This window comes from Kitasatospora sp. NE20-6 (assembly GCF_045862635.1).
Genome location: NZ_BPRL01000013.1, coordinates 45,426 through 65,835, shown reverse-complemented (window position 1 = coordinate 65,835; position 20,410 = coordinate 45,426). Strand labels below are relative to the sequence as shown.

Sequence of the window (20,410 nt, the reverse complement as noted above, 5' to 3'; positions counted from 1 at the left end):
CGGGCGGTGCGGCGCCGGGGCGCGGCGGTCAGCCGTCCGCCCCGGCGGCCGCCGTCCGACCGGACACCACCGCACCGAGCAGCGCCACCCCCGCCATCACCAGGAAGATCACCGCGAACGCACCCGCCGGGGCCGGGGCGTCCTGGGCGGCGGCCGCCGAGCCGCCTCCCAGACCGGAGAAGAGCACCCCGGCCAGGCCGATCAGCAGCACGTTGCCCAGCGCGTCGCTCAGCTGGAGCGCGGCCGAGTTGGCCCCGGTGTCCTCCGCCGCCGACAGCTTCATCATCAGCACGCTGATGCTCGCCACCGCCAGGCCCATGCCGACACCGCCGACCGCCCACGCCACGGCCGCCACCCAGGCCGGCACGGACGGGACGAGCACCAGCGCCGCACCCGCGATCGCGACCGCCGTCAGCACGAACCCGAGCCGGATCATCGCCTCCCGGTGCCGCTCCGCCCCCGGACGGCCCTGCAGCCACGAGCCGAACGCCCAGGACAGCCCTCCACTGGTCAGCGTCAGACCCGCCAGCGTCGGCGAGAGGTCCCGCTGCGTCACCATCATCAGCGGCACGAACGCCTCCGCCGCGAAGAACGCACCCGCGGCGACCCCGCGCAGCAGGATCACCGTCGGCAGGCCGCGCGCCGCCCGCAGCGTCCCCGCGGGCAGCAGCCGCACCACCGCCGGCAGCAGCAGGGCCGCACCCACGACCGCCGGCACCAGGCCCGGCAGGTCCAGCCGCTGCCCCGCGTACTGCAGCAGCCCCGCACCCGCCGCCGCCAGCGCCGCGCACCACGTGCGGCCGCGGTCGAACGCCGCCGCGTGCAGCGGTGGCTGCGCCCGCTCGGAACGGCGCAGCGCCGGCCACATCACCGCCACCGGCAGCAGGACGAGCACCGGGACCGCGAGGAACACCCACCGCCAGCCCAGGTGCTGCGTCACGGCACCCGACACCAGCGGGCCGACGATCGACGGCAGCACCCACGCCGCCGAGAACGCCGCGAACACCGACGGCCGCAGCCGCTCCGGGAAGGCCCGGCCCACGACGACGTAGAGGGCCACGATGACCAGTCCGCCGCCCAGGCCCTGGATCGCCCGGCCCGCCACGAACGGCCACATGCCCGCAGCCGTGCCCGCCACCACGAGCCCGGCCCCGAACACCGCTATCCCGGTGAACAGCGGTTCCAGCGGGCCCCGCCGGTCGCACCACTGGCCGGACACCACGAGCGCGAACAGCGTCGTCGTGAAGTACCCGGAGAACGCGAAGGCGTAGAGCCCGAGGCCGTCCAGGCTGCGGGCCGCGACCGGCATCGCGGTGTTCACCGCGGTCGCCTCGAAGGCCAGCAGCAGCACCACCGAGACGATGCCCAGCGTCAACGCCCGGTACGGGCCGCTCAGCACCCCGCCACCGGTGTCGGGCAGGGGTGCGGCACGGTCGACGGGCGTCGGTGAGGTGGTGGTCATGGCAGACATCGTAAGGCGCTCAGAGCCGCCACACTCCTGACCGAAGGTCGGTGATCACCTCGGTCCGAGGACGTAGGACCGGGCGCCGACACCTCCGGTCAGTGCAGCACCTTCAGGCCGAGCACCCCGCACACGATCAGCAGCAGACACGTCAGCCGGGCCGCCGTCGCGGCATCGCCCAGCGCGGCCATCCCGTAGAGCGCCGTGCCCACCGCGCCGATCCCCACCCACACCGCGTACCCGGTGCCGAGCGGGATGCTGCGCAGCGCGTACGCCAGACCGGCCATCGACGCCGCCAGCGCCACCCCGAACACCACCGTCGGCACCAGCCGCGAGAACCCCTTGGTCGCCTCCAGGGCCACCACCCAGACGGTCTCCAGCACACCCGCGACGATCAGCACCAGCCAGGCCACGACGACACCTCCGCAGTAAGAGGACGGCAGCTCTGCTCGCTGCCGTCACAGGTACCGCGTCGTCTTGTCGTGCCGGGTACGACGCACCTCGTCCGGGGCGGACAACGCCGCCTCTCCCATCGAACGTAACACACCACGACACACGGAATTCATACTCGGATATTGACGGCACCCGCCCCGCACCCCATAAGATGAATTCAACAGCACGGCAGGCCGGAAAAACCACGGCCCGCCACCACGACAGCGACGACAGGAGTCGGCCATGAGCAGGAAGACGGTGGCAGCCGCAACGCCCCGCACCTGTGCCGCCTGTCACCCCGGCTGTCGCTGTACGCGCTGCGCCTGATCCGCGCACCTCCTCCACGCTCGACCGACGGGCCCTGACGGGCCCTGTCACCTCACGGCCGTGTGCCCGAGTGGTTTAGGGAGCCGCCTGCAAAGCGGCGCACGTGGGTTCGATTCCCGCCATGGCCTCCACCTCCGAATCACCGGACGGCGAATTCCGCCGCCCGGTGATTCGGCATTTCCATTTCCCCCAGAAATTCCGGAGAAAAGGAGGCCGGAAAGCATCGCCGGGAGCGTTCGAAGGCTTTACGGGCGCGGGGCGGAGCCGGACGGCACGGGCCGGGAACGGCCGCGGGGCGCCCCGTCCGTCGGGAGCGCCCCACACCGTGCACCGGATCCGGATCCGGACTCGGCTACTCGATCACCGGCGGGTTGGCCGATCCGCCGCGCCAGGTCTCCTCGTCCTCCACCAGGTAGTCCGGACGGCTCCCGTTCTTTTCCTTGTCCTTCTTCCTGCCCGCCGCCGACGGCCCCCCGTGCGGGCCACCCGCACCCGCGGCGCCGTTTTGCCCCGCCCGGCCCTTGCCGATACCGGAACCGCCCTCGGTGAACGCCCGGTCCCCGGCACCGCCCTTGGCACCGCCGACCGCCCCGCCACCGCGGCGCACCAGGCCGCCGCCGCCCTTGCCCGCACCGGACTTGCCGCCACCGGAACCACCGGCACCCGCCATGCCACCCATACCGGGAACACCCGCACGGCTCTGCCCCGCTGCGCCACCGGCCGCGCCCGCAGCAGTGGCGCCGCCGGGCCGGCCGGCCGAACCGCCCTTGCTGCCGGCGCCACCCGTGGCCCCCGGCCGCGCAGCGCCTCCCCCCGCACCACCACGCCCGGGCGGAAACCCGCCCACCGGCAGACCCCCGGGCGGCAGACCCGCCCCACCACCGATGCCACCGCCGCCGATGCCACCGCCACCACCTGCGCCACCACCGATGCCGCCGCCCGGGCCCGGCAGCACGCCGGTCCCACCGGGCGCCGGCAGGGTGCCGACCGGCGGCAGACTGTCGATGCCGGTACTCGGCGGCCGGACGGGCCCCGTCGGAAGATCAGGATTCGGCGTGGTCGGATACCCGGGCTGCGGCGCCGGGGTCGGCATCGTCGGACCCGACGGGTCGCTGTGCTTCGACCCCTGCGAATCCCCCGACCCGGACCCGCCCGACGACCGGTCGTCCGGCACGCCGTTCGGGTACTTCGGCGCCACGGGAGGCCGCGGGACGGTGGACGGCGGGACAGGGTTCTCGGGCTCGGGCGGGTATGCGGTAGCAGGCTCGTGATGGTCATCCTTCATCGGCGACTTCAGATAGCCCGCCGCCTGCGTGTACTGCGGCCCGAGGTGCTCCATGACCCCGATGGCGTACTGGTGGGCGATCTCCGTCGCGGACAACTCGCTGTAGTTCTTGTTGACCGCGCTGATCCGGTCCATGCCGCCGGCCACGTCCGCCTTGAACTGCGCGTCCGAGCGGTCGAAGGCGTCGCCGACCAGCTTGAGCCCGCTGTCGAAGGTGCTGGGCACCTTGATCTGGGCCATGGTCGCCTTGGTCTGCTGGAGCGCCTCGCCGGCGAACTTCATCGCGGAGGAGGTGTTCTGCGCGTGGGCGGCCGTGTTGCTCATGCTGGTCCCGAGCACACCGGCCCGCTTGGTGAACCCGTCGGCCGCGTCACCCTCCCAGTTGGCGGTGGCGTGCTGGACGGCGAGCCGAAGGTCACGGACCGCCTGCTCCAGCTCCTTCTGGACGTTCGCCCAGTGCTCGCCGACCTCCTGGAGGCGCTCGGGCCTGGAGTGCTCGACCATGCGCTTCAGCGGGATCAGGTCGTGCTGATCGAAAGCCGTCATCTCACGCTCCCCCGGATCCGATGGTCCTCGCCGAAGCGACGAAATCGTCCTCGCGGGCCTGATAGGCGGCGGTGACCGCGTGGGTCTTGTCGCCGAAGTCGTTGATCAGCGAATCCAGTTCCTGGATGTGCTGGCTCAGGAACTGCTGCATCTGCGCGTGCGCACCGAAGAGCTTCTTCGCCTCGTCGAAGTTCGCCCCGAAGTCGTCGCTCACGAGCACGGTGTTGTACTTCGCCGTGCTCCCGCACTCGCCGAGCCCCTGCTGGAGCGTCCGAAGGCGCTTGACGACAGCTTCCAGCTCACCGGTGTTGACGCGATATCCGTCGGCCATCCCACTCCTCCCCCTGGAGTCCTGCTCCCCCGTCCGCCGCTCATCGCGGGCCTACGGGGCACGTCACGCCCCTGACAGGACATCCGATCCTATCGCTTCTAGACCGTGTACTGACACATCGTCACTGCGGCCTTCCGCCACCCTGGTACGGGTTCTGGTTCTGGTAGGGCTGCTGCGGCGGGTACCCGGGAGGGGGCTGGTTGCCGTAGGGCTGCTGCTGCGCCGGGGGCCAGTTGGTCGAGGCCCCGTACGGTGCGGCTCCGTACGGGCCGGGCCCCGGCGGGGGCACCGGCCCGGTCGCCGGTCGGCGGCGGCTGCGGACCGCCACGGCGATCACCACGACGAGCAGCAGCACCAGAACGGCCGCACCACCGAGGATGTACAGCCCCTTGGACTTTGCGGGCTTGATCGCCGACGCAGGCTCCGCCGAATGTGATCCCGATGATCCCGAATCGGATGCCGCCTCCGGCTTGGCCAGCGGCCCCTGCTCGGTCCCGGCCGGAATGTCCAGGGTGAGCGCCTGGTACGGGCGGATCACGCCGTAACCGAAATGCGGATCGGGCAGGCTCGAAGCCGTATCGGACGGCGGGACCGCCACCGACTTGATCAAGCGGTTGGCGACCTGTCCAGCCGTCAACTGCGGGTACCTGGATCGAACAAGGGCGGCGGCAGCGGACACATAAGCAGCAGCGTCCGAGGTGCCGCTCGCCTTGCAGTACTGACTCGAACCACACCGTCCGGCGCTGACAATGTCGACCCCCGGTGCGGAGATACGGATCTCGGGACCGAAGTTGGAGTCCGACCAGATCCCGAGGTTCTTGCCGGAGGCGGCTACGGCCAGCACTCCGGGCTGATTCGCAGGATCGTCAACAGGCCCACCGTCGTTGCCGGCGGCGGCGACGACGAGGACATCGTGCTGGTAGGCGTAGGCGATTGCATCCGGCATGTCCGGGTTTGCGATGGAGGAGCCCTGAGAGATGTTGATGACCTTGGCACCGTGGTCGACTGCCCAACGGACACCTTGGGGAATTGCATCCGCCCCCTGGGCATCGCCCTTGTAGATCGGGAGAATCTTCGCCCCGGGCGCCAGCCCGACTACCCCTGCGCCGTTTCCGTGCCCATGTCCCGCGATGTGCCCTGCCATGCCGGTGCCATGGGAGTCCGTCGGCTTCGTGTTGAGGCTCTTGCCGCTCTCGTCGTATCCGGGCAGGACCTGTCCGGTGAGGTCGGGGTGGGTGGCGTCGACGCCGCTGTCGATGACGGCGACGATGACGCCGTCGCCCTTGCTGACGGACCAGACCTTGTCGAGGTCGAAGTAGGTGTTGGCCCACTGGCCGTCCCGCACCTGGTCGGCGGAGGCGGTCGGGGCGCCTGCGATCAGCAGTGCACCTGTCAGTGTCGTGGCGCCAAGCGCGCGGACGGCCCTGGTCAGCGTCATCACTACCCCGTCAGTTGTCTTCTGCTGCCCGTACGTTGTGCCCAACGGCCCCGCGTCGCCCAGGGCTGTTCGATCGTATCGCCTGTGCGGCGTGTACGGACTCAGGCTCAGCCGCCCGCCGGGGGGCGGCGGGCGGCGGGTGACGTACGGGGGCGGACGCCACCCCGGGCGGCGGAGGAGCAAGGAATGTGACGGTGCGTCAGCCCGCCACGATGGCGTCCTCGGGCAGGATGGGGAGCCGGCCGACGGGCATGCCGGTGGCGGCGCGGACGGCGGCGGCGACCGCGGCGGGTGCGACGACGGAGGGGACGGCGCTGACCGCCTTGGCGCCGAAGGTGGCGACGACGTCACGCTCCTCGACGAGGGCGGCGATCCGGATGTCGGGGGTGTCGAGGGCGGTGGGGAGCCGGTAGCCGCTGAGGGAGGCGTTGGCGAGCCGGCCGCCCTCGGTGCGGAGGTTCTCCAGCAGGGCGAGGCCGACGCCGTGGGCGACGGCGCTCTCGATGCGGTCCTCGATCTGGCGGGGGTTGAGTGCCCGGCCGACGTCCTGGGCGACGGTGACGTCGACGACGCGGACGGCGCCGAGTTCGATGTCGACGTCGACGACGGCCCGCATCGCGCAGAAGGCGATGGAGACGAACGCGTCGCCGTGACCGTTCTCGTCGAGGGGTTCGGTGGGGTGCGGCCGGCACTGGGCGGTCGCCCAGAGCTCCTTGCCCTCCAGGGCCTCGCTGACGGGCATGCCGAGCACGCCGTCGTACGAGGTGATCTTGCCGTCGGCGATCGAGAGCAGCTCGACGGACATGCCGAAGTTGGCGGCGATGGGCTGCAGGAGCTGGTGGCGGACCATCAGCGCGGCCTTCTCGACGGCGCCGCCGGAGACCCACGTGTGGCGGCCCCGGGCGGACGGTCCGGCGGGCGACTGGTCGCTGTCGACGGGGGCGATGTAGACCTCGGAGACGCCGAGGGTGCTCTGCACGATCTGGCGGGCGAGGGTGGCGAAGCCCTGCCCGGAGTCGACGGCGGAGCAGATGACGGTGGCGTGGTCGCCGCTGACCCGGACGGTCGCGGTGGACACCTCGTCCTGGCCCTCGGCGCCGAGCATGTGGACCATGCCGACCGCGTAGCCGATGCCGCGGCGGACGGCGGCGGGGTCGCCCGCGCCGCCGGGTCCGCCGGGGAGCAGCCACTCGGCTTCGGGGTCGTCCACCGGCAGTGCGGGGAGGGGGAGTTCGGTGACGGCGTCGAGCAGTGCGGCGACCGGCGCGGGGCAGGTGACGGCCTGGCCGGTGGGCAGCGGGTCGCCGGTGGCGAGGGCGTTGCGGCGGCGGATCTCCAGGGGGTCGACGCCGACGCGCAGGGCGAGCTGGTCGAGCTGCGACTCGTAGGCGAAGCAGGTCTGGAGGGCGCCCTCGCCGCGCATCCGGCCGGCCGGCGGGTTGTTGGTGCGGACGGCCCAGGCGTCGACGAACACGTTGGGGCAGGTGTAGGGGCCGACGGAGAAGGCGGTGGCGGCGGCGAGCACCTCGGAGGACACGTCGGCGTAGGCGCCGCCGTCGAGGAGGATCTGCGCCTCGACCTTGACCAGCTTGCCCTCGGCGTCGGCGTGGTGCCGGTAGCGCAGCAGGGCGGGGTGCCGGGAGGTGTGGGTGTGGAAGGACTCCTCGCGGGTGAGGGTCATCTTCACGGGGCGGCCGGTGCGCAGCGCGAGCAGGGCGAGCACGACCTGGAAGGAGAGTGCCTCGCGGTCGGTGGAGGCGCCGGGCACGCCGGTGACGACGGTGCGCACGCGGTCGGGGTCGAGGCCGAGGCAGGCGGCGGTGCGGTCGCGGTCGCCGTGCGGGTCGGTGGTGGAGAGGTGGAGTTCGACGCCGCCGTCGGGGCGGGGCACGGCGAGGCCGGCCTCGGCGCCGATGTGGGCGGGGTCCTGGCGGCCGACCTGGTAGAGGCCTTCGACGATGATCTCGCCGGTGGCGTCGGGGTCGCCGGTGCGCAGCGGGAGGTGGCGGAAGAGGTTGCCGTCGGGGTGCAGCGGCGCGGCGTTGAAGGCGGCCTCGGGGTCGGTGACGGCTTCGAGGAGCTCGTACTCGACGACGACGAGGGCGGCGGCGACGCGGGCGGTGTCGGGGTTCTCCGCGGCGACGGCGGCGACGGGCTCGCCGTGGTGGCGGACGACCTCGGAGGCGAGCACCGGTCGGTCGCCGGGGGCCGGGCAGGAGGCGAGGTCGGCCGCGGTGACGACGGCGTGGACTCCGGGCAGGGCGAGCGCGGCGCTGGTGTCGACGGAGACGATCCGGGCGTGGGCGTGCGGGGAGCGGAGCACGGCGCCCCACAGGAGGCCCTCGGCCCAGAGGTCGGCGGCGTAGGGGTAGATGCCCAGGGCCTTGGGGAGCGCGTCGGTGCGGAGGGGGGAGCTGCCGAGACCGAACGGTTCGGGCGCCGGTGCTTCCTGCTCGGTGGGCGCGGTCATGCGTTCTCGTCCTCGGGGAGCCTGATGCCGTGGGCGGGGGTGGTGCCGTCGTAGACCGTGCCGTCGTAGCCGGACGGGTCTCCGTAGGCGGACGGGTCGTCGTAGGCCTGCGTGCCGGGGTGGCCGGGGTGACCGGGCACGCCCTGGTAGCCGTAGGCGGGCGAGCCGTACACCGGCGTGCCGAAGGCGGGCGTGCCGTCGTCGGCCTGGCCGGGCCCGTACGCGGGGCCGTTCTCGTAGACCGCGCCGCCGTCGTAGCCCGCGCCGCCGTCGTGGACCGGCGTGCCGTCGTACCCGGCGGCGCCGGGGGGCACGGGGGTGCCGTGGGCGGGGGTGGTGCCGTAGGGCGTTCCCTCGTAGGGGGTGCCGTGGGCGGGGGTCGGGATGTACGGGGTGCCGTGGGCGGGCGTGGTGTCGTACGCCGGGCCGTCGTGGGCGGTGCCGTGGGCCGGGGTGCTCTCGTAGAGGCCGGTGTCGTACGGGGTGGGCTCGTAGCCGCGGGCGGGGGCCGGCACGTGGCCGAGGTAGCCCTCGGCGGGCTGCGGCGGCTGGTAGTAGCCGGTCTCGTAGACGCCGGACTGCGGGGCGGTGCCGGGGGCCGGGTGGCCCGCGGTCCGCGGCTCGGCGGCGGGCGCCTGCCGGGCGGCGGCGTACTGGTCGGCCTCGACCCACAGTTCGGAGTCGGCGTAGAGCGGCAGCTCGCCGGCGAGCGGGAGGTCGGTGGCGGACTGCCGGCCGGCGGCGCGGGGCTGCCCGGGTGCGGGGTCGCCGGCCGGGGTGCCGTCCTCGGCGGGTGCGTCGTCCCCGGCGGCGGGCGCGGCCTGGGTGGCCTGCGCGGCGGCTGCCTGGGCGGCGGCGGCGTCGAGTTCGGCCTCCAGCTCGGCCTCGCGGGCCTGGGCGACGCTCTGCACGGCGGCGAGGACGCCGCGGTAGCCGGTGCAGCGGCAGAGGTTGCCGCAGAGCGCCTGGCGGGCCTCGACCTCGGTGGGCCGGTGGTTGCGCTGCAGGAGGTCGTGGACGGCCATGGCGAGGCCGGGCGTGCAGTAGCCGCACTGGACGGCGCCGGAGTCGGCGAGGGCCTGCTGGACGTCGCTGGCGGTGCCGGCGCCGGAGAGGCCTTCGACGGTGGAGATCTCGCTGTCGGCGGCGAGTGCCGCGGGCACCAGGCAGCCGGCGACGAGCTGGCCGTCGACCTGGACGGTGCAGGCTCCGCACTCGCCCTGCTCGCAGCCGTCCTTGGCGCCGGCGAGGCCGAGGCGTTCGCGGAGCACGTAGAGGAGGCTCTCGCCGATCCAGGCGTCGTTGACGGGCCGTTCCGCGCCGTTGACGCGCAGCGTGTACGAGGCGCAGGGCCGCACGTCGCCGCCGAGGCCGTTGAGTTCGTCCGTCACGTCAGCGCCCTTCCCAGTGCCCGGCGGGCCAGCACCGCCACGGTACGCCGCTGCCGCACGAGGACGGCGGCCGACCCCTCGCCGGCGGATTCCAGGGCGGCGTCGGGGATGCAGGCGGCGGCGGTGTACTCGCCGAAGGCGGCGAGCGCGGCGGGGTCGATGGCCTGCGCGCCCTCCTCGCCCCGGGCGTCCCAGTCGATGCAGCCGGCGACCCAGGCCTCGGCCTCCAGCGGGCGCAGCGGCACGGGGGCGACGGCGCCGACGGCGCAGCGGACGGCGCGGCGGGCGGGGTCGAGGACGACGGCGACGGAGGCGGTGGCGCGGGCGGGGCCGCTGCGGCCGCCGGTCTTGAGGAAGACCTGCGGGGCGTGCAGCAGGGGCACCCGCACCCAGGTGAGGAGTTCGCCGGGGCGCAGCGGGTCGAGGCCGGTGAGCAGGTGACTGACGGGCACGTCGCGGCTGGCTCCGGCGCGGGTGAGCGTGGCGGAGGCGTCGAGGGCGGCGAGCACGGGGAGGGTGTCGCCGGCGGGGGCGGCGGTGGCGATGTTGCCGCCGAGGGTGCCGACGTTGCGGATCTGCGGGGGTCCGGCGGTGCGGGCGGCGTCCGCGAGGGCGGGGATGAGCGCGGCGAAGTCGGGGCGGTCCATCCGGGCGTGGGTGAGTCCGGCGCCGAGGACGGCGGTGCCGCCGTCCTCGTAGCGCCACCCACGGAGTTCGCTGATCCGGCCGAGGCCGATGAGGGCGGCGGGCCGGAGCCGGCCGGCGTTGACCGACTCCATGAGGTCGGTCGCGCCCGCGACCGGGACGGCGCCCGGGGTCGCGGCCAGCGCTTCGACGGCCTCGTCGACCGAGGCCGGCAGCATGATCGTCCGGTTCACCTGGATTCCACCGTGCTCCACTTGCTCATCAACTGCCCTGCCCCTCCCCACCGGCAGTGCGGCCTGGCCGTAGGGTACGGGCGACAGGGCCGGGTTGGGCAACTCTGGCACACAATCCCCGGTGATCACTTGCCGGGTGGTGGGCCTACGAGGGCAATGCTGGACAAATCACGCCACAGATCGGTCGTAAGCGGAACCCCTGAGGCCGGATGTTCATCCGAACTTGACCTGACGGGTGCCGGCCGGGGCGCCGCTCCCCCGGCGGACGACCCGGCCGGGGCGCGGCGTTGACGGGACCGGCCCGGCGTCCGGTTCCCGGCCGTGGACGGGTGCCGGACGGAGCGGGAGCGGGAGCGGGGCCGGGCCCGGCGCCGGGCCGTGAGCGGCCCGGGGACGCCTCAGGGGCCGTCCGACGGCCGTCCCGCCACCCCGGGCCACCGCTGCCACGGGTGCGGGCCGCCCGGCGGCCGGTACTCGACGCCCAGGGCGTCCAGCCGCGCGCGGTGGACGGCCATCCGCCGCTCGAAGTCCGGCCAGTCGCGGGCCGCCGGGTCGCGCGGCAGGTCGGACCACGCGACCTCGGCGAACGCGGCGAGCCGGGGGAAGGCCCGGTAGTCGATGTCCCGGGCGCTCGCCATGAACTCCGTCCACAGGTTGGCCTGGGTGCCGATGACGTGCGCGGCCGCGGCCGGGTCGAGCTCCGGCGGCACGGGCTCGAAGCGGTAGACGTCCTCCGTGGTGCGCACGTAGCCGACCGGGATCGGCTCGTCGTCGCCGGGCGCCTGCCGGTGGTCGAGGTAGACGTGCTGCTCCGGGCACATCACGACGTCGTGGCCGGCCCGGGCGGCGGCGATGCCGCCCTCGTAGCCACGCCAGGAGGAGACGGCCGCGCCGGGGGCGAGTCCGCCCTCCAGGATCTCGTCCCAGCCGATCAGGCGGCGCCCGCGGTCGGCCAGCCAGCGGTCGAAGTGCCGGATGATCCAGCTCTGCAGCTCGTCCTCGCCGGAGAGGCCGAGCTCGGCGATCCGGGCCTGCGCGGCCGGGCTGGCCTTCCACTGCTCCTTGGGGCACTCGTCGCCGCCGAGGTGCACGAACTCGGACGGGAAGACGTCGAGCACCTCCTCCAGCACCTCCTCGAAGAAGCGCAGGGTGGCGTCGGAGGCGTTCAGCACGTGGGGGCTGACGCCCCAGTCGGTCCAGACGCCGAGGGCCGCGGTGTCGACGACGTCGGTGTTGCCGAGTTCGGGGTAGGCGGCGATGGCGGCCTGGTTGTGGCCGGGCAGGTCGATCTCCGGCACGACGGTGATCTGCCGGGCGGCGGCGTACGCGACGATCTCGCGCAGGTCGTCCCGGGTGTAGAAGCCGCCGTGCGGGCGGTCGTCGCGGCGGTCGCCGCTGCGGAAGCCGACCATGGAGCGCTCGCGCCAGGCGCCGACCGCGGTGAGCCGCGGGTGGCGCGCGATCTCGACGCGCCAGCCCTGGTCGTCGGTGAGGTGCAGGTGCAGCACGTTGAGCTTGTGCGCGGCCATGAGGTCGAGGAAGCGCAGCACGTCAGCCTTGGGCAGGAAGTGCCGGGCGACGTCGAGGAGCACGCCGCGCCAGCCGAAGCGCGGCGCGTCGTCGATCGTCACGGCGGGCAGCGCCCACGTGGCGCCGGGCAGCGGGGCCCGCCGGTACGCCTGCGGGCCGAGCAGCTGGCGCAGGGTCTGCGCGGCGTGGAGGAGGCCGGGCAGCCCGCCGCCGCGCAGGAGGACGCCGTGCGCGTCGACGGTCAGCCGGTACGCCTCGGGACCGGAGGCGGCCCGCAGGTCGTCGTCGAGTTCGAGCGAGACGGCGGGGGCCTCCGGGCGGCCGTCGTCCGGGGCGCAGGCGTCGAACGGGAAGCCGGTGGCGGCGGAGAGTTCGGCGCGCAGCAGGCGGGCGACGCCCTCGGTTCCCTCGGCGGCCGCGATCCGGGTGCCGGGGCCCAGCAGGAAGCTCCGCGGGCCGGTGTCGCGGGCGAGGAGCTCGACGCTCCGGGGGGCGGGGATGAGGTCCATGCGGTCATCCTGCCCCGACATCCGGCAGTGGTCCAGACCACTGCCGGATCGCGTCGGAGATCCGCGGGGCTACTTCTTGTCGTCGCCGCCGCCGTCGCCGCCCTGGCCGAGGCCCTCGAAGATCTCCTTGCACATCGGGCAGACCGGGTACTTCTTCGGGTCGCGGCCCGGCACCCAGACCTTGCCGCAGAGGGCCACCACGGGAGAGCCCGAGAGGGCGCTCTCCATGATCTTGTCCTTCTGGACGTAGTGCGCGAAGCGCTCGTGGTCGCCGTCCCCGTGGGACACCTGGGGAACGGGCTCGACCAGGGTGCCGGTGCCGAGTCCGCGCTCGGGCTCAAGAGTGCTCATGGGTGACAAGTCTATGGGCGCCGCTCGGAAGCGGGCCAGTAGCGCACGGACGCCCGGCTCAGTTGAGGGTCGGATCGTCCGGATACGTGGCCAGCATCGCCAGCGGACCGCGCTGCCTGCGCAGCACCGAACGCCAGAGCCGTTCCGGCTCGGGGCTGCTCACGTCACCGGGCTCGCAGTCGACGAGGTACCAGGCGCCCTCGGCGATCTCCGACTCCAGCTGGCCCGGCGACCAGCCCGAGTACCCGGCGAAGACCCGCAGCGCGCCGAGCTCGCCGACCAGCACCTCGGGCGGCGCCTCCAGGTCGACGAGGCCGATCGCGCCGTGCACCCGGCGCCAGCCCACCGGGTCGTCGCCGTGGCCGGGCTCGCCCGGCACGACGGCGATGGCGAGCGCCGAGTCGAGCGCGACGGGGCCGCCCTGGAAGACCACGGACGGCTGCCCGGTGAGGCCGGCCCAGCCGTCCAGCACCGCCGCCACCTCCACCGGGGTCGGCCGGTTGAGCACCACGCCGAGCGCCCCCTGCTCGTCGTGGTCGAGCAGCAGCACCACCGCCCGCGCGAAGTTCGGGTCCGTGAGGACGGGCGTCGCGACGAGCAGTCGGCCGGTGTGGGAGAGGGCCGTGGTCATGCTCACATGATCCCGCAGGAAGGCCCGGCAGGGGCGCCCAACACGAAACCTCCCCGACCCGTTCCCGGGCGTCCGGGGCACAGCCCCGCAGGTGGCCGCGGGGATGGCCGGCACCACCCGGCCGGCCGTACCGGAGGGCGCCCGGGGAGCCCGTGCGGCCCCCGCGGAGCATGATCACCAAAGGGGCACACGGGAACCAATCGCCCACCCTCTACCATCTATGAATGGTGGAAGGGCCTTTCGCTGGTGGTGGAAGATCCTTCCACTCGCGTTTCCCTTGCCCCGCAGCCGAAAAATCCCCCTGCGCACCCCGGATTGCGAGAACGATGACCGACGACGTCCTGCTGGTCCACGGCGGTAACCCCCTCGAAGGCGAGATCCAGATCCGCGGCGCCAAGAACCTGGTGCCCAAGGCCATGGTCGCCGCCCTGCTCGGCCAGGGGCCCAGCCGCCTGCGCAACGTCCCGGACATCCGCGACGTCAAGGTCGTCCGCGGCCTCCTGCAGCTGCACGGCGTGACGGTGCGCACCGGCGACGAGGACGGCGAGCTGATCCTCGACCCCTCGCACGTCGAGAGCGCCAACGTCGCCGACATCGACGCGCACGCCGGCTCCTCCCGCATCCCGATCCTGTTCTGCGGCCCGCTGCTGCACCGGCTCGGCCACGCGTTCATCCCCGGCCTCGGCGGCTGCGACATCGGCGGCCGGCCGGTCGACTTCCACTTCGAGGTGCTGCGCCAGTTCGGCGCGACCATCGAGAAGCACCCGCAGGGCACCTACCTGGTGGCCCCGCAGCGGCTGCACGGCACGAAGATCGAGCTGCCGTACCCCTCGGTCGGCGCGACCGAGCAGGTGCTGCTGACGGCCGTCCTGGCCGAGGGCGTCACCGAGCTGCGCAACGCGGCCGTGGAGCCGGAGATCGTCGACCTCATCTGCGTGCTGCAGAAGATGGGCGCGATCATCTCGATGGGCACCGACCGCACGATCCTCATCACCGGCGTGGACGAGCTGGGCGGCTACAACCACCGCGCGCTGCCGGACCGCCTGGAGGCGGCCTCGTGGGCGTGCGCGGCGCTGGCCACGAAGGGCGACATCTACATCCGCGGCGCCCGCCAGCTGGAGATGATGACCTTCCTCAACACCTTCCGGAAGGTCGGCGGCGCGTTCGAGGTCGACGACGAGGGCATCCGCTTCTGGCACCCGGGCGGCGAGCTCCGCGCGATCGCCCTGGAGACGGACGTGCACCCCGGCTTCCAGACCGACTGGCAGCAGCCGCTGGTCGTCGCGCTGACCCAGGCCACCGGCCTGTCGATCGTCCACGAGACGGTCTACGAGTCGCGGCTCGGCTTCACCGGCGCGCTCAACCAGATGGGTGCGCACATCCAGCTGTACCGCGAGTGCCTCGGCGGTACGCCGTGCCGGTTCGGTGCGCGCAACTTCCAGCACTCCGCGGTGGTCTCCGGCCCGTCCAAGCTGATCGGCTCCGAGCTGGTCATCCCGGACCTGCGCGGCGGCTTCTCCTACCTCATCGCCGCGCTGGCGGCCGAGGGCACCTCCAAGGTCCACGGCATCGACCTGATCAACCGCGGCTACGAGAACTTCATGTCCAAGCTGCGCGACCTCGGCGCCCACGTCGAGCTGCCCAGCGAGGCCGTGGTCGCCGTCTGACGGCGCCCGCGAAGGCCGATGGCCGGTCTCCCCGAGGGGAGACCGGCCATCGGTCTGTTCAGGCTGTTACAAGCCTCAGGCGCCCTTGGCGGCTTCCTTGAGCTTGGAACCGGCGCTGACCTTGGCGCTGTAGCCGGCCGGGATCTGGATCGGGTCACCGGTCTGCGGGTTGCGCGCGGTGCGAGCCGCACGGTGGGTGCGCTCGAAGGTCAGGAAGCCGGGGATGGTGACCTTCTCGTCACCCTTGGCGACGACCTCGCCGACGACCTCGGCGAAGGCGGCCAGAACGGCGTCGGCGTCCTTGCGGGTCACCTCGGCGCGCTCGGCCAGCGCGGCCACCAGCTCACTGCGGTTCATGTGTACTCCTGTGGTCTGTTGCTTGCGGTGTGCGGCGCCCCTCGGCGACACCCTCCGGGGAACCGGACGGGTCACTGGTCCGCACACTGGTGCTCGTTCAGGCGAGGGGTGGTCAGAGGCCGGGCTCGGGCCCCGAAGCGCCGCAAACCGCCCGCCCGGGTACGAATCCTGCCCCGACCGGCACTGAGAAAGCCAATCGGGCACCGGATGGACCGACCCGAACCACACCCTCCCGACGGAGGCGTGATGCTCCGTCGGCTCCGGTGCACCGGAGCCGGGCGGCGGTCGGGACGACACGCCGGTCACCCGGGGGGACGTTCCGTACTTGTCGGACACGCCACCCCCGTGCAGGGCTACCGTACGCCCTGGCACCGACAAGCCCAAACACACCCTTCCCCTTGTGTCGCAAGGGGAAGGGGCCGGTCGGACGGCCTGCGGCGCCGTTCGCGGCCGTTCCGGCGCGCGAACGGCGCCCCGGTCAGATGCCGACCGCCGGGAAGGAGGACGTGTCGAGGGTGCCGACGATGCCCGCGGTGGGCCGCGGAGGAGCCTGCTCCTGGCCGCCCCGCGCGGCCACCGCCGCCTCCCGCACGGCCGCGGCCACGGTCTTGGCGACGTCCGGATGGAACACGCTCGGGATGATGTAGTTGGCGTTGAGCTGGTCGTCCGCGACGGTGGTGGCCAGCGCGCGGGCCGCGGCGATCATCATGTCCGTGTCCACCGTCCGGCTCTGCGCGTCGAGCAGGCCGCGGAAGACACCGGGGAAGACCAGCACGTTGTTGATCTGGTTCGGGAAGTCGCTGCGGCCGGTGGCGACCACCGCGGCGGTCTGCCGGGCGACGGCCGGGTCGACCTCCGGGTCCGGGTTGGCCAGCGCGAAGACGATCGCCTCGGGCGCCATGGTCGCCAGGTCGTCGCCGTCCAGCACGTTCGGGGCCGAGACGCCGATGAAGACGTCGGCGCCCGCCACGGCCTCCTTGAGGGTGCCGGTGCGGCCCGAGCGGTTGGTGTGCCGGGCGATCCAGCGCAGGCTGTCGGTGAGGCCCTCCCGGCCCTCGTGGACGACACCGTGCACGTCGGCGACGGTCGCGTGCTCGACGCCCGCGGCCATCAGCAGCTTGAGGATGGCGGTGCCGGCCGCACCCGCGCCGGACATCACGACCCGGATCGCGGACATCTCCTTGCCGACCACCTTGAGCGCGTTGGTGAGCGCCGCCAGCACGACGATCGCGGTGCCGTGCTGGTCGTCGTGGAAGACCGGGATGTCGAGGGCCTCCCGCAGCCGGGCCTCGATCTCGAAGCAGCGCGGCGCGGAGATGTCCTCCAGGTTGATGCCGGCGAAGCCGGGCGCGATGGCCTTCACGATCGCGACGATCTCGTCGGCGTCCTGGGTGTCCAGGCAGAGCGGCCACGCGTCGATGCCCGCGAAGCGCTTGAACAGCGCCGCCTTGCCCTCCATCACCGGCAGCGCGGCCTTCGGGCCGATGTTGCCCAGGCCCAGCACCGCCGAGCCGTCGGTGACCACGGCGACGCTGTTGCGCTTGATGGTGAGCCGGCGGGCGTCCTCGGGGTTCTCGGCGATCGCCATGCAGACGCGGGCCACGCCCGGGGTGTAGATCATCGACAGGTCGTCGCGGTTGCGGATCGGCAGCTTCGACGACATCTCGATCTTGCCGCCGAGGTGCATCAGGAACGTGCGGTCGGAGACCTTGCCGATGCTCACCCCGTCGATCGTCCGGAGCTTCTCGACGATCTCCTCGCCGTGGGCCACCGAGGCGGCGGCGACGGTGACGTCGATCCGGAGCGCCTCCAGCCCCGACGCCGTGACGTCGAGGCCCGTGACCGAACCGCCGGACGACTCGACCGCGGTGGTGATCGCACTGACGGCGTTGCCCCGTGCCGGGACCTCCAGCCGCACCGTGATCGAGTTGGAGACACTGGGCACCGTCGCCATCGACGTCCTTCTTCCGTCCGCTACCGAGGGTTTTGGATTTCGATCGTCGCACCTACCGCGGCGTAGCCAGAAATAACGTTCATTGAGTGTGCAGAACCCACAAAGGGGTTCCGGCCGATCGGGCGTCCGGCCGAAAATCTGCCGCCGAACCCTTGGCCCGCGGATCGGATGCGTTACATTGGACGGGACGTCGGCCCGATCCAAGCCCCCGGGCCCAACCTTCGTCGCTTCGAGCGACCACTTGCCGCGAGGCGAGCATGGCGGGTCGGCGTCATCGACACGAGAAGGCCCCCACCTCCGGGTGGGGGCCTTCGTCGTGCACGCCCGCCGTGCACGCCCGGGCCGGGCGCGCACGGCGGCGGTCAGCCGTGCAGCAGGGCGGGCACCCCCTCGGCGTCCGGCAGGTCGTCCGGGCCCGAGAGCACCGTGAGCCGCTGGGTGGCCCGGGTCAGCGCCACGTACAGCACCCGCAGGCCGGCCTCGGACTCGCCGGCGATGCCGGTCGGGTCGGCGACGACCGTGGCGTCGTACTCCAGGCCCTTCGCCTCCAGGCTGCCGAGCGCCACCACCCGGTCGCCCAGCTCCGCCGCCCAGCCGGACGCCTCCGCGCGGCGGTCCATCGGCACGACCACGGCGACCGTGCCGTCCACCTCGCCCAGGAGGCGCTCCAGCTCGGCCCGGGCGGCCTTGCCGAACGCCTCGGGGCCGGGCTCGCGGACGGCCGCGAAGCGCGGCACGACACCCGTCGACCGCACCGCCCTCGGCGACGGGGTGCCGGGCGCGGCCAGCGCCAGCACCTTCGCCGCGACCTCGGCGATCTCCGCCGGGTTGCGGTAGTTCACCGTCAGCGTGTGCCGCCGGCGCGGCTTGCCGGACAGCACCTCGTCCAGGGCGGCCTGCGCCTCCTCCGGGAACGGCCACGACGACTGCGCCGGGTCGCCGACGATCGTCCAGGTCGCCGTCCGGGCACGGCGGCCGATCATCCGCCACTGCATCGGGGTGAGGTCCTGCGCCTCGTCGACGATCACGTGCGCGTACTCGGTGCGCTCGACCGGCACCCGCTCGCGCTGCCGGGCGCTGCGGTCGGCGTACGTGGTCACCTCGTCGAGACCGGAGAGCAGGTCGACCGCGTCGACCTCGCGCACCCGCGGCCGGGCCGGCTCGCCCAGCAGCAGCTGCAGCTCGTCCACCAGCGCGACGTCGTGCGCCGACAGGTCGCCGTCGCCGCGCTCGGTGAGGTGGCGCCAGGAGGCGCCCAGCAGCCGGGCCTCCTCCGGGGTGACCGCCCGGCGGGCGATCCGGTTGGTGTGCCGCGGGTGCCGCAGGGTCGCCAGCACCCGGCGCGGGGTGAGCGGGGGCCACCAGGCGTCCAGGAAGTCGAGGAAGGCGGCCTCGTCGGAGACGTACTCGTCGAAGGCCTCCCGCTCGTCCTGGCGCTGCTCGCGCTCGAAGTGGCTGGTCGGCTTCGGCAGGTGCCGGGTGATGTCCTGCCACAGGGCGTCCAGCAGGAGCCGGCGGGCCCGCGGGCGCAGCAGGTTGAGCGGGGTGCCGCCGGTGCCGACGACGTTCGCGCGCACCCCGCGCAGGCGGCCCGCGTCGAGCCGCAGGGCCTCGCCGCGCGCGAAGACCTTCAGCTCGGCGGGCGCACCGAACTCCAGGGCGGCCCGGGCGGCCCGGCGCAGCAGCTGCACCATCCGCCCCGAACCCTTGATGCGGGCCGTCTCGGGCGTGTCGTAGCGGCCCGCCTCGATGCCGTCGACGAGGCTGCCGACCGCGCGGATGGCGACCTGGCCCTCCTCGCCGAGCGAGGGCAGCACGCCTTCGGTGTACGACACGAGCAGCGCGGTGGGACTGACCACGAGGATGCCGCCCGCGTAGCGGCGGCGGTCCTGGTAGAGCAGGAAGGCCGCCCGGTGCAGGGCGACCGCGGTCTTGCCCGTGCCGGGGCCGCCGGTGACCAGGGTCGCGCCCGCGGCGGCGGCCCGGATGACCTCGTCCTGCTCCTTCTGGATGGAGGAGACGATGTCGCGCATCGTGTGGCTGCGGGCGCGGCCGAGGGAGGCCATGAGCGCGCCGTCGCCGACCACGGCGAGGTCGCGCCCGTCCAGGGTCGGCGCGAGGTCGGGGCGCAGCAGGTCGTCCTCGACGCCGATCACCCGGCGGCCCTTGGAGCGGATCACCCGGCGCCGGACGACCCGGCCGGGCTCCAGCGGCGTGGCGCGGTAGAACGGCGCGGCGGCGGGTGCCCGCCAGTCGATGACGAGCGGGCCGTACTCGGCGTCGAGCACGCCGAGGCGGCCGATGTGGAGGGTCTCGGCGACGGCCGGGTCGTCCGGGTCGAGCGGCGTCTGCGACGGGATGCCGTGCTCCTCCGGCGCATCGGCCTGCTGCAGGTCGATGCGGCCGAAGAGGAAGTCCTCGAACTCGCTGTTGAGCCGGTGCAGGTGGGCGCCGGCCCGGTAGACCTGGGCGTCACGTTCGGCGAGCGCGCCGGGGGTGCCCACCTGCACGCGCTTGGCGGCGTCCTCCAGGATGTACTCGGCTTCGGCGAGCTTCTCCTCCAGACGCCGGTAGACGGTGTCGAGGTGGCGCTGTTCCTCGGCGACCTCGCGGTCGCGGACGGAATCGTTGGTCTCTGGTGTGGTGTGCATGGGCCTCGTCGGTACGGCGCGGGGGAAGCGGCGGACGGAAGATCCTACTCCCTGACCGGGCCCTCCGGCCTCCCCCACCCGCCGTTCGGCCGTGGACCGGCCGAAAACAGGCCCAGGGGCCGGAGTACCGGCTCCGGCCCCTGGGGGTTCTGGTGGGGACGGGTTCCTCCGGCGGGGTGCCGGGCCCGTCCTGCGTGGCG

At 73.5% G+C, this 20,410-nt stretch carries 15 protein-coding genes, 1 tRNA gene and 1 riboswitch; of the genes, 2 read left to right on the top strand and 14 right to left on the bottom strand.

Annotation, left to right across the window (positions count from 1 at the left end; translation table 11 throughout):
• Positions 1–28: 28 nt before the first annotated feature.
• Both SNE206_RS14075 and SNE206_RS14070 read right to left on the bottom strand, forming a co-directional pair.
• Entirely contained in the window at positions 29–1,462 is a 1,434-nt protein-coding gene (locus SNE206_RS14075) for an MFS transporter (protein WP_407913661.1), read from the bottom strand.
• A gap of 98 nt (positions 1,463–1,560) precedes the next feature.
• The gene (locus tag SNE206_RS14070; protein WP_407913660.1) at positions 1,561–1,875 is read right to left on the bottom strand and encodes a DMT family transporter; all 315 of its coding nucleotides are present in this window, start codon (positions 1,873–1,875) and stop codon (positions 1,561–1,563) included.
• Positions 1,876–1,928: 53 nt separating this feature from the next.
• Positions 1,929–1,992, bottom strand: a riboswitch (guanidine-III (ykkC-III) riboswitch).
• Positions 1,993–2,277: 285 nt separating this feature from the next.
• Here SNE206_RS14070 and SNE206_RS14065 point away from each other — a divergent pair.
• A tRNA-Cys gene (locus tag SNE206_RS14065) sits at positions 2,278–2,352 on the top strand.
• Positions 2,353–2,573: 221 nt separating this feature from the next.
• Here the strand turns inward: SNE206_RS14065 and SNE206_RS14060 are convergent.
• The 9 genes from SNE206_RS14060 to SNE206_RS14020 all read right to left on the bottom strand — a co-directional run bounded on the left by SNE206_RS14060 (position 2,574) and on the right by SNE206_RS14020 (position 13,581).
• Complete coding sequence (locus tag SNE206_RS14060; protein WP_407913659.1) at positions 2,574–4,052, bottom strand: WXG100 family type VII secretion target; 1,479 nt, start codon at positions 4,050–4,052, stop codon at positions 2,574–2,576.
• 1 nt (position 4,053) lies between these two features.
• A complete protein-coding gene (locus SNE206_RS14055; RefSeq protein ID WP_407913658.1) occupies positions 4,054–4,383 on the bottom strand; it encodes a hypothetical protein in 330 nt (109 codons plus the stop codon).
• A gap of 121 nt (positions 4,384–4,504) precedes the next feature.
• Positions 4,505–5,821, bottom strand: a complete 1,317-nt coding sequence (locus SNE206_RS14050; RefSeq protein ID WP_407913657.1) for a S8 family serine peptidase — start codon at positions 5,819–5,821, stop codon at positions 4,505–4,507.
• Positions 5,822–6,020: 199 nt separating this feature from the next.
• A complete protein-coding gene (locus tag SNE206_RS14045) occupies positions 6,021–8,291 on the bottom strand; it encodes a xanthine dehydrogenase family protein molybdopterin-binding subunit (protein WP_407913656.1) in 2,271 nt (756 codons plus the stop codon).
• Complete coding sequence (locus tag SNE206_RS14040) at positions 8,288–9,682, bottom strand: 2Fe-2S iron-sulfur cluster-binding protein (RefSeq protein WP_407913655.1); 1,395 nt, start codon at positions 9,680–9,682, stop codon at positions 8,288–8,290. Before SNE206_RS14040 ends, SNE206_RS14045 begins: the two co-directional genes overlap by 4 nt.
• Positions 9,679–10,545 carry an FAD binding domain-containing protein gene (locus SNE206_RS14035; protein WP_407913763.1) on the bottom strand — a complete coding sequence of 289 codons (867 nt, stop codon included), beginning with the start codon at positions 10,543–10,545 and terminating at the stop codon, positions 9,679–9,681. The genes SNE206_RS14040 and SNE206_RS14035 overlap by 4 nt, the downstream gene beginning before the upstream one ends.
• A 413-nt stretch (positions 10,546–10,958) precedes the next feature.
• Positions 10,959–12,599, bottom strand: a complete 1,641-nt coding sequence (locus SNE206_RS14030; protein WP_407913654.1) for a beta-N-acetylhexosaminidase — start codon at positions 12,597–12,599, stop codon at positions 10,959–10,961.
• Between the two features lie 69 nt (positions 12,600–12,668).
• The gene (locus SNE206_RS14025) at positions 12,669–12,950 is read right to left on the bottom strand and encodes a DUF3039 domain-containing protein (protein WP_407913653.1); all 282 of its coding nucleotides are present in this window, start codon (positions 12,948–12,950) and stop codon (positions 12,669–12,671) included.
• Between the two features lie 58 nt (positions 12,951–13,008).
• On the bottom strand, positions 13,009–13,581 hold the full coding sequence (locus SNE206_RS14020; protein WP_405013111.1) for a YqgE/AlgH family protein: 573 nt from the start codon (positions 13,579–13,581) through the stop codon (positions 13,009–13,011).
• 326 nt (positions 13,582–13,907) lie between these two features.
• Between SNE206_RS14020 and murA the strand changes: the two genes are divergently transcribed.
• Entirely contained in the window at positions 13,908–15,248 is a 1,341-nt protein-coding gene (gene murA / locus SNE206_RS14015; protein ID WP_407913652.1) for a UDP-N-acetylglucosamine 1-carboxyvinyltransferase, read from the top strand.
• Positions 15,249–15,323: 75 nt separating this feature from the next.
• Here the strand turns inward: murA and SNE206_RS14010 are convergent, their stop codons facing one another.
• The 3 genes from SNE206_RS14010 to SNE206_RS14000 form a co-directional block, all read right to left on the bottom strand.
• Positions 15,324–15,605 carry an HU family DNA-binding protein gene (locus SNE206_RS14010; RefSeq protein WP_030271959.1) on the bottom strand — a complete coding sequence of 94 codons (282 nt, stop codon included), beginning with the start codon at positions 15,603–15,605 and terminating at the stop codon, positions 15,324–15,326.
• Between the two features lie 478 nt (positions 15,606–16,083).
• Positions 16,084–17,559 (bottom strand): NAD-dependent malic enzyme, encoded by a 1,476-nt coding sequence (locus SNE206_RS14005; RefSeq protein WP_407913651.1) that lies wholly within the window; start codon positions 17,557–17,559, stop codon positions 16,084–16,086.
• A 362-nt stretch (positions 17,560–17,921) separates the two neighbouring features.
• On the bottom strand, positions 17,922–20,210 hold the full coding sequence (locus SNE206_RS14000) for a HelD family protein (protein WP_407913650.1): 2,289 nt from the start codon (positions 20,208–20,210) through the stop codon (positions 17,922–17,924).
• Positions 20,211–20,410: the final 200 nt, after the last annotated feature.

Excerpts from the sequence above, each read along its gene's own strand:
- SNE206_RS14075 (WP_407913661.1), bottom strand. The coding sequence starts at position 1,462 with ATGACCACCACCTCACCGACGCCCGTCGACCGTGCCGCACCCCTGCCC.
- SNE206_RS14060 (WP_407913659.1), bottom strand. The coding sequence starts at position 4,052 with ATGACGGCTTTCGATCAGCACGACCTGATCCCGCTGAAGCGCATGGTC.
- SNE206_RS14055 (WP_407913658.1), bottom strand. The coding sequence starts at position 4,383 with ATGGCCGACGGATATCGCGTCAACACCGGTGAGCTGGAAGCTGTCGTC.
- SNE206_RS14050 (WP_407913657.1), bottom strand. The coding sequence starts at position 5,821 with ATGACGCTGACCAGGGCCGTCCGCGCGCTTGGCGCCACGACACTGACA.
- SNE206_RS14045 (WP_407913656.1), bottom strand. The coding sequence starts at position 8,291 with ATGACCGCGCCCACCGAGCAGGAAGCACCGGCGCCCGAACCGTTCGGT.
- SNE206_RS14035 (WP_407913763.1), bottom strand. The coding sequence starts at position 10,545 with ATGCTGCCGGCCTCGGTCGACGAGGCCGTCGAAGCGCTGGCCGCGACC.
- SNE206_RS14030 (WP_407913654.1), bottom strand. The coding sequence starts at position 12,599 with ATGGACCTCATCCCCGCCCCCCGGAGCGTCGAGCTCCTCGCCCGCGAC.
- SNE206_RS14025 (WP_407913653.1), bottom strand. The coding sequence starts at position 12,950 with ATGAGCACTCTTGAGCCCGAGCGCGGACTCGGCACCGGCACCCTGGTC.
- SNE206_RS14020 (WP_405013111.1), bottom strand. The coding sequence starts at position 13,581 with ATGACCACGGCCCTCTCCCACACCGGCCGACTGCTCGTCGCGACGCCC.
- murA (WP_407913652.1), top strand. The coding sequence starts at position 13,908 with ATGACCGACGACGTCCTGCTGGTCCACGGCGGTAACCCCCTCGAAGGC.
- SNE206_RS14010 (WP_030271959.1), bottom strand. The coding sequence starts at position 15,605 with ATGAACCGCAGTGAGCTGGTGGCCGCGCTGGCCGAGCGCGCCGAGGTG.
- SNE206_RS14005 (WP_407913651.1), bottom strand. The coding sequence starts at position 17,559 with ATGGCGACGGTGCCCAGTGTCTCCAACTCGATCACGGTGCGGCTGGAG.
- SNE206_RS14000 (WP_407913650.1), bottom strand. The coding sequence starts at position 20,210 with ATGCACACCACACCAGAGACCAACGATTCCGTCCGCGACCGCGAGGTC.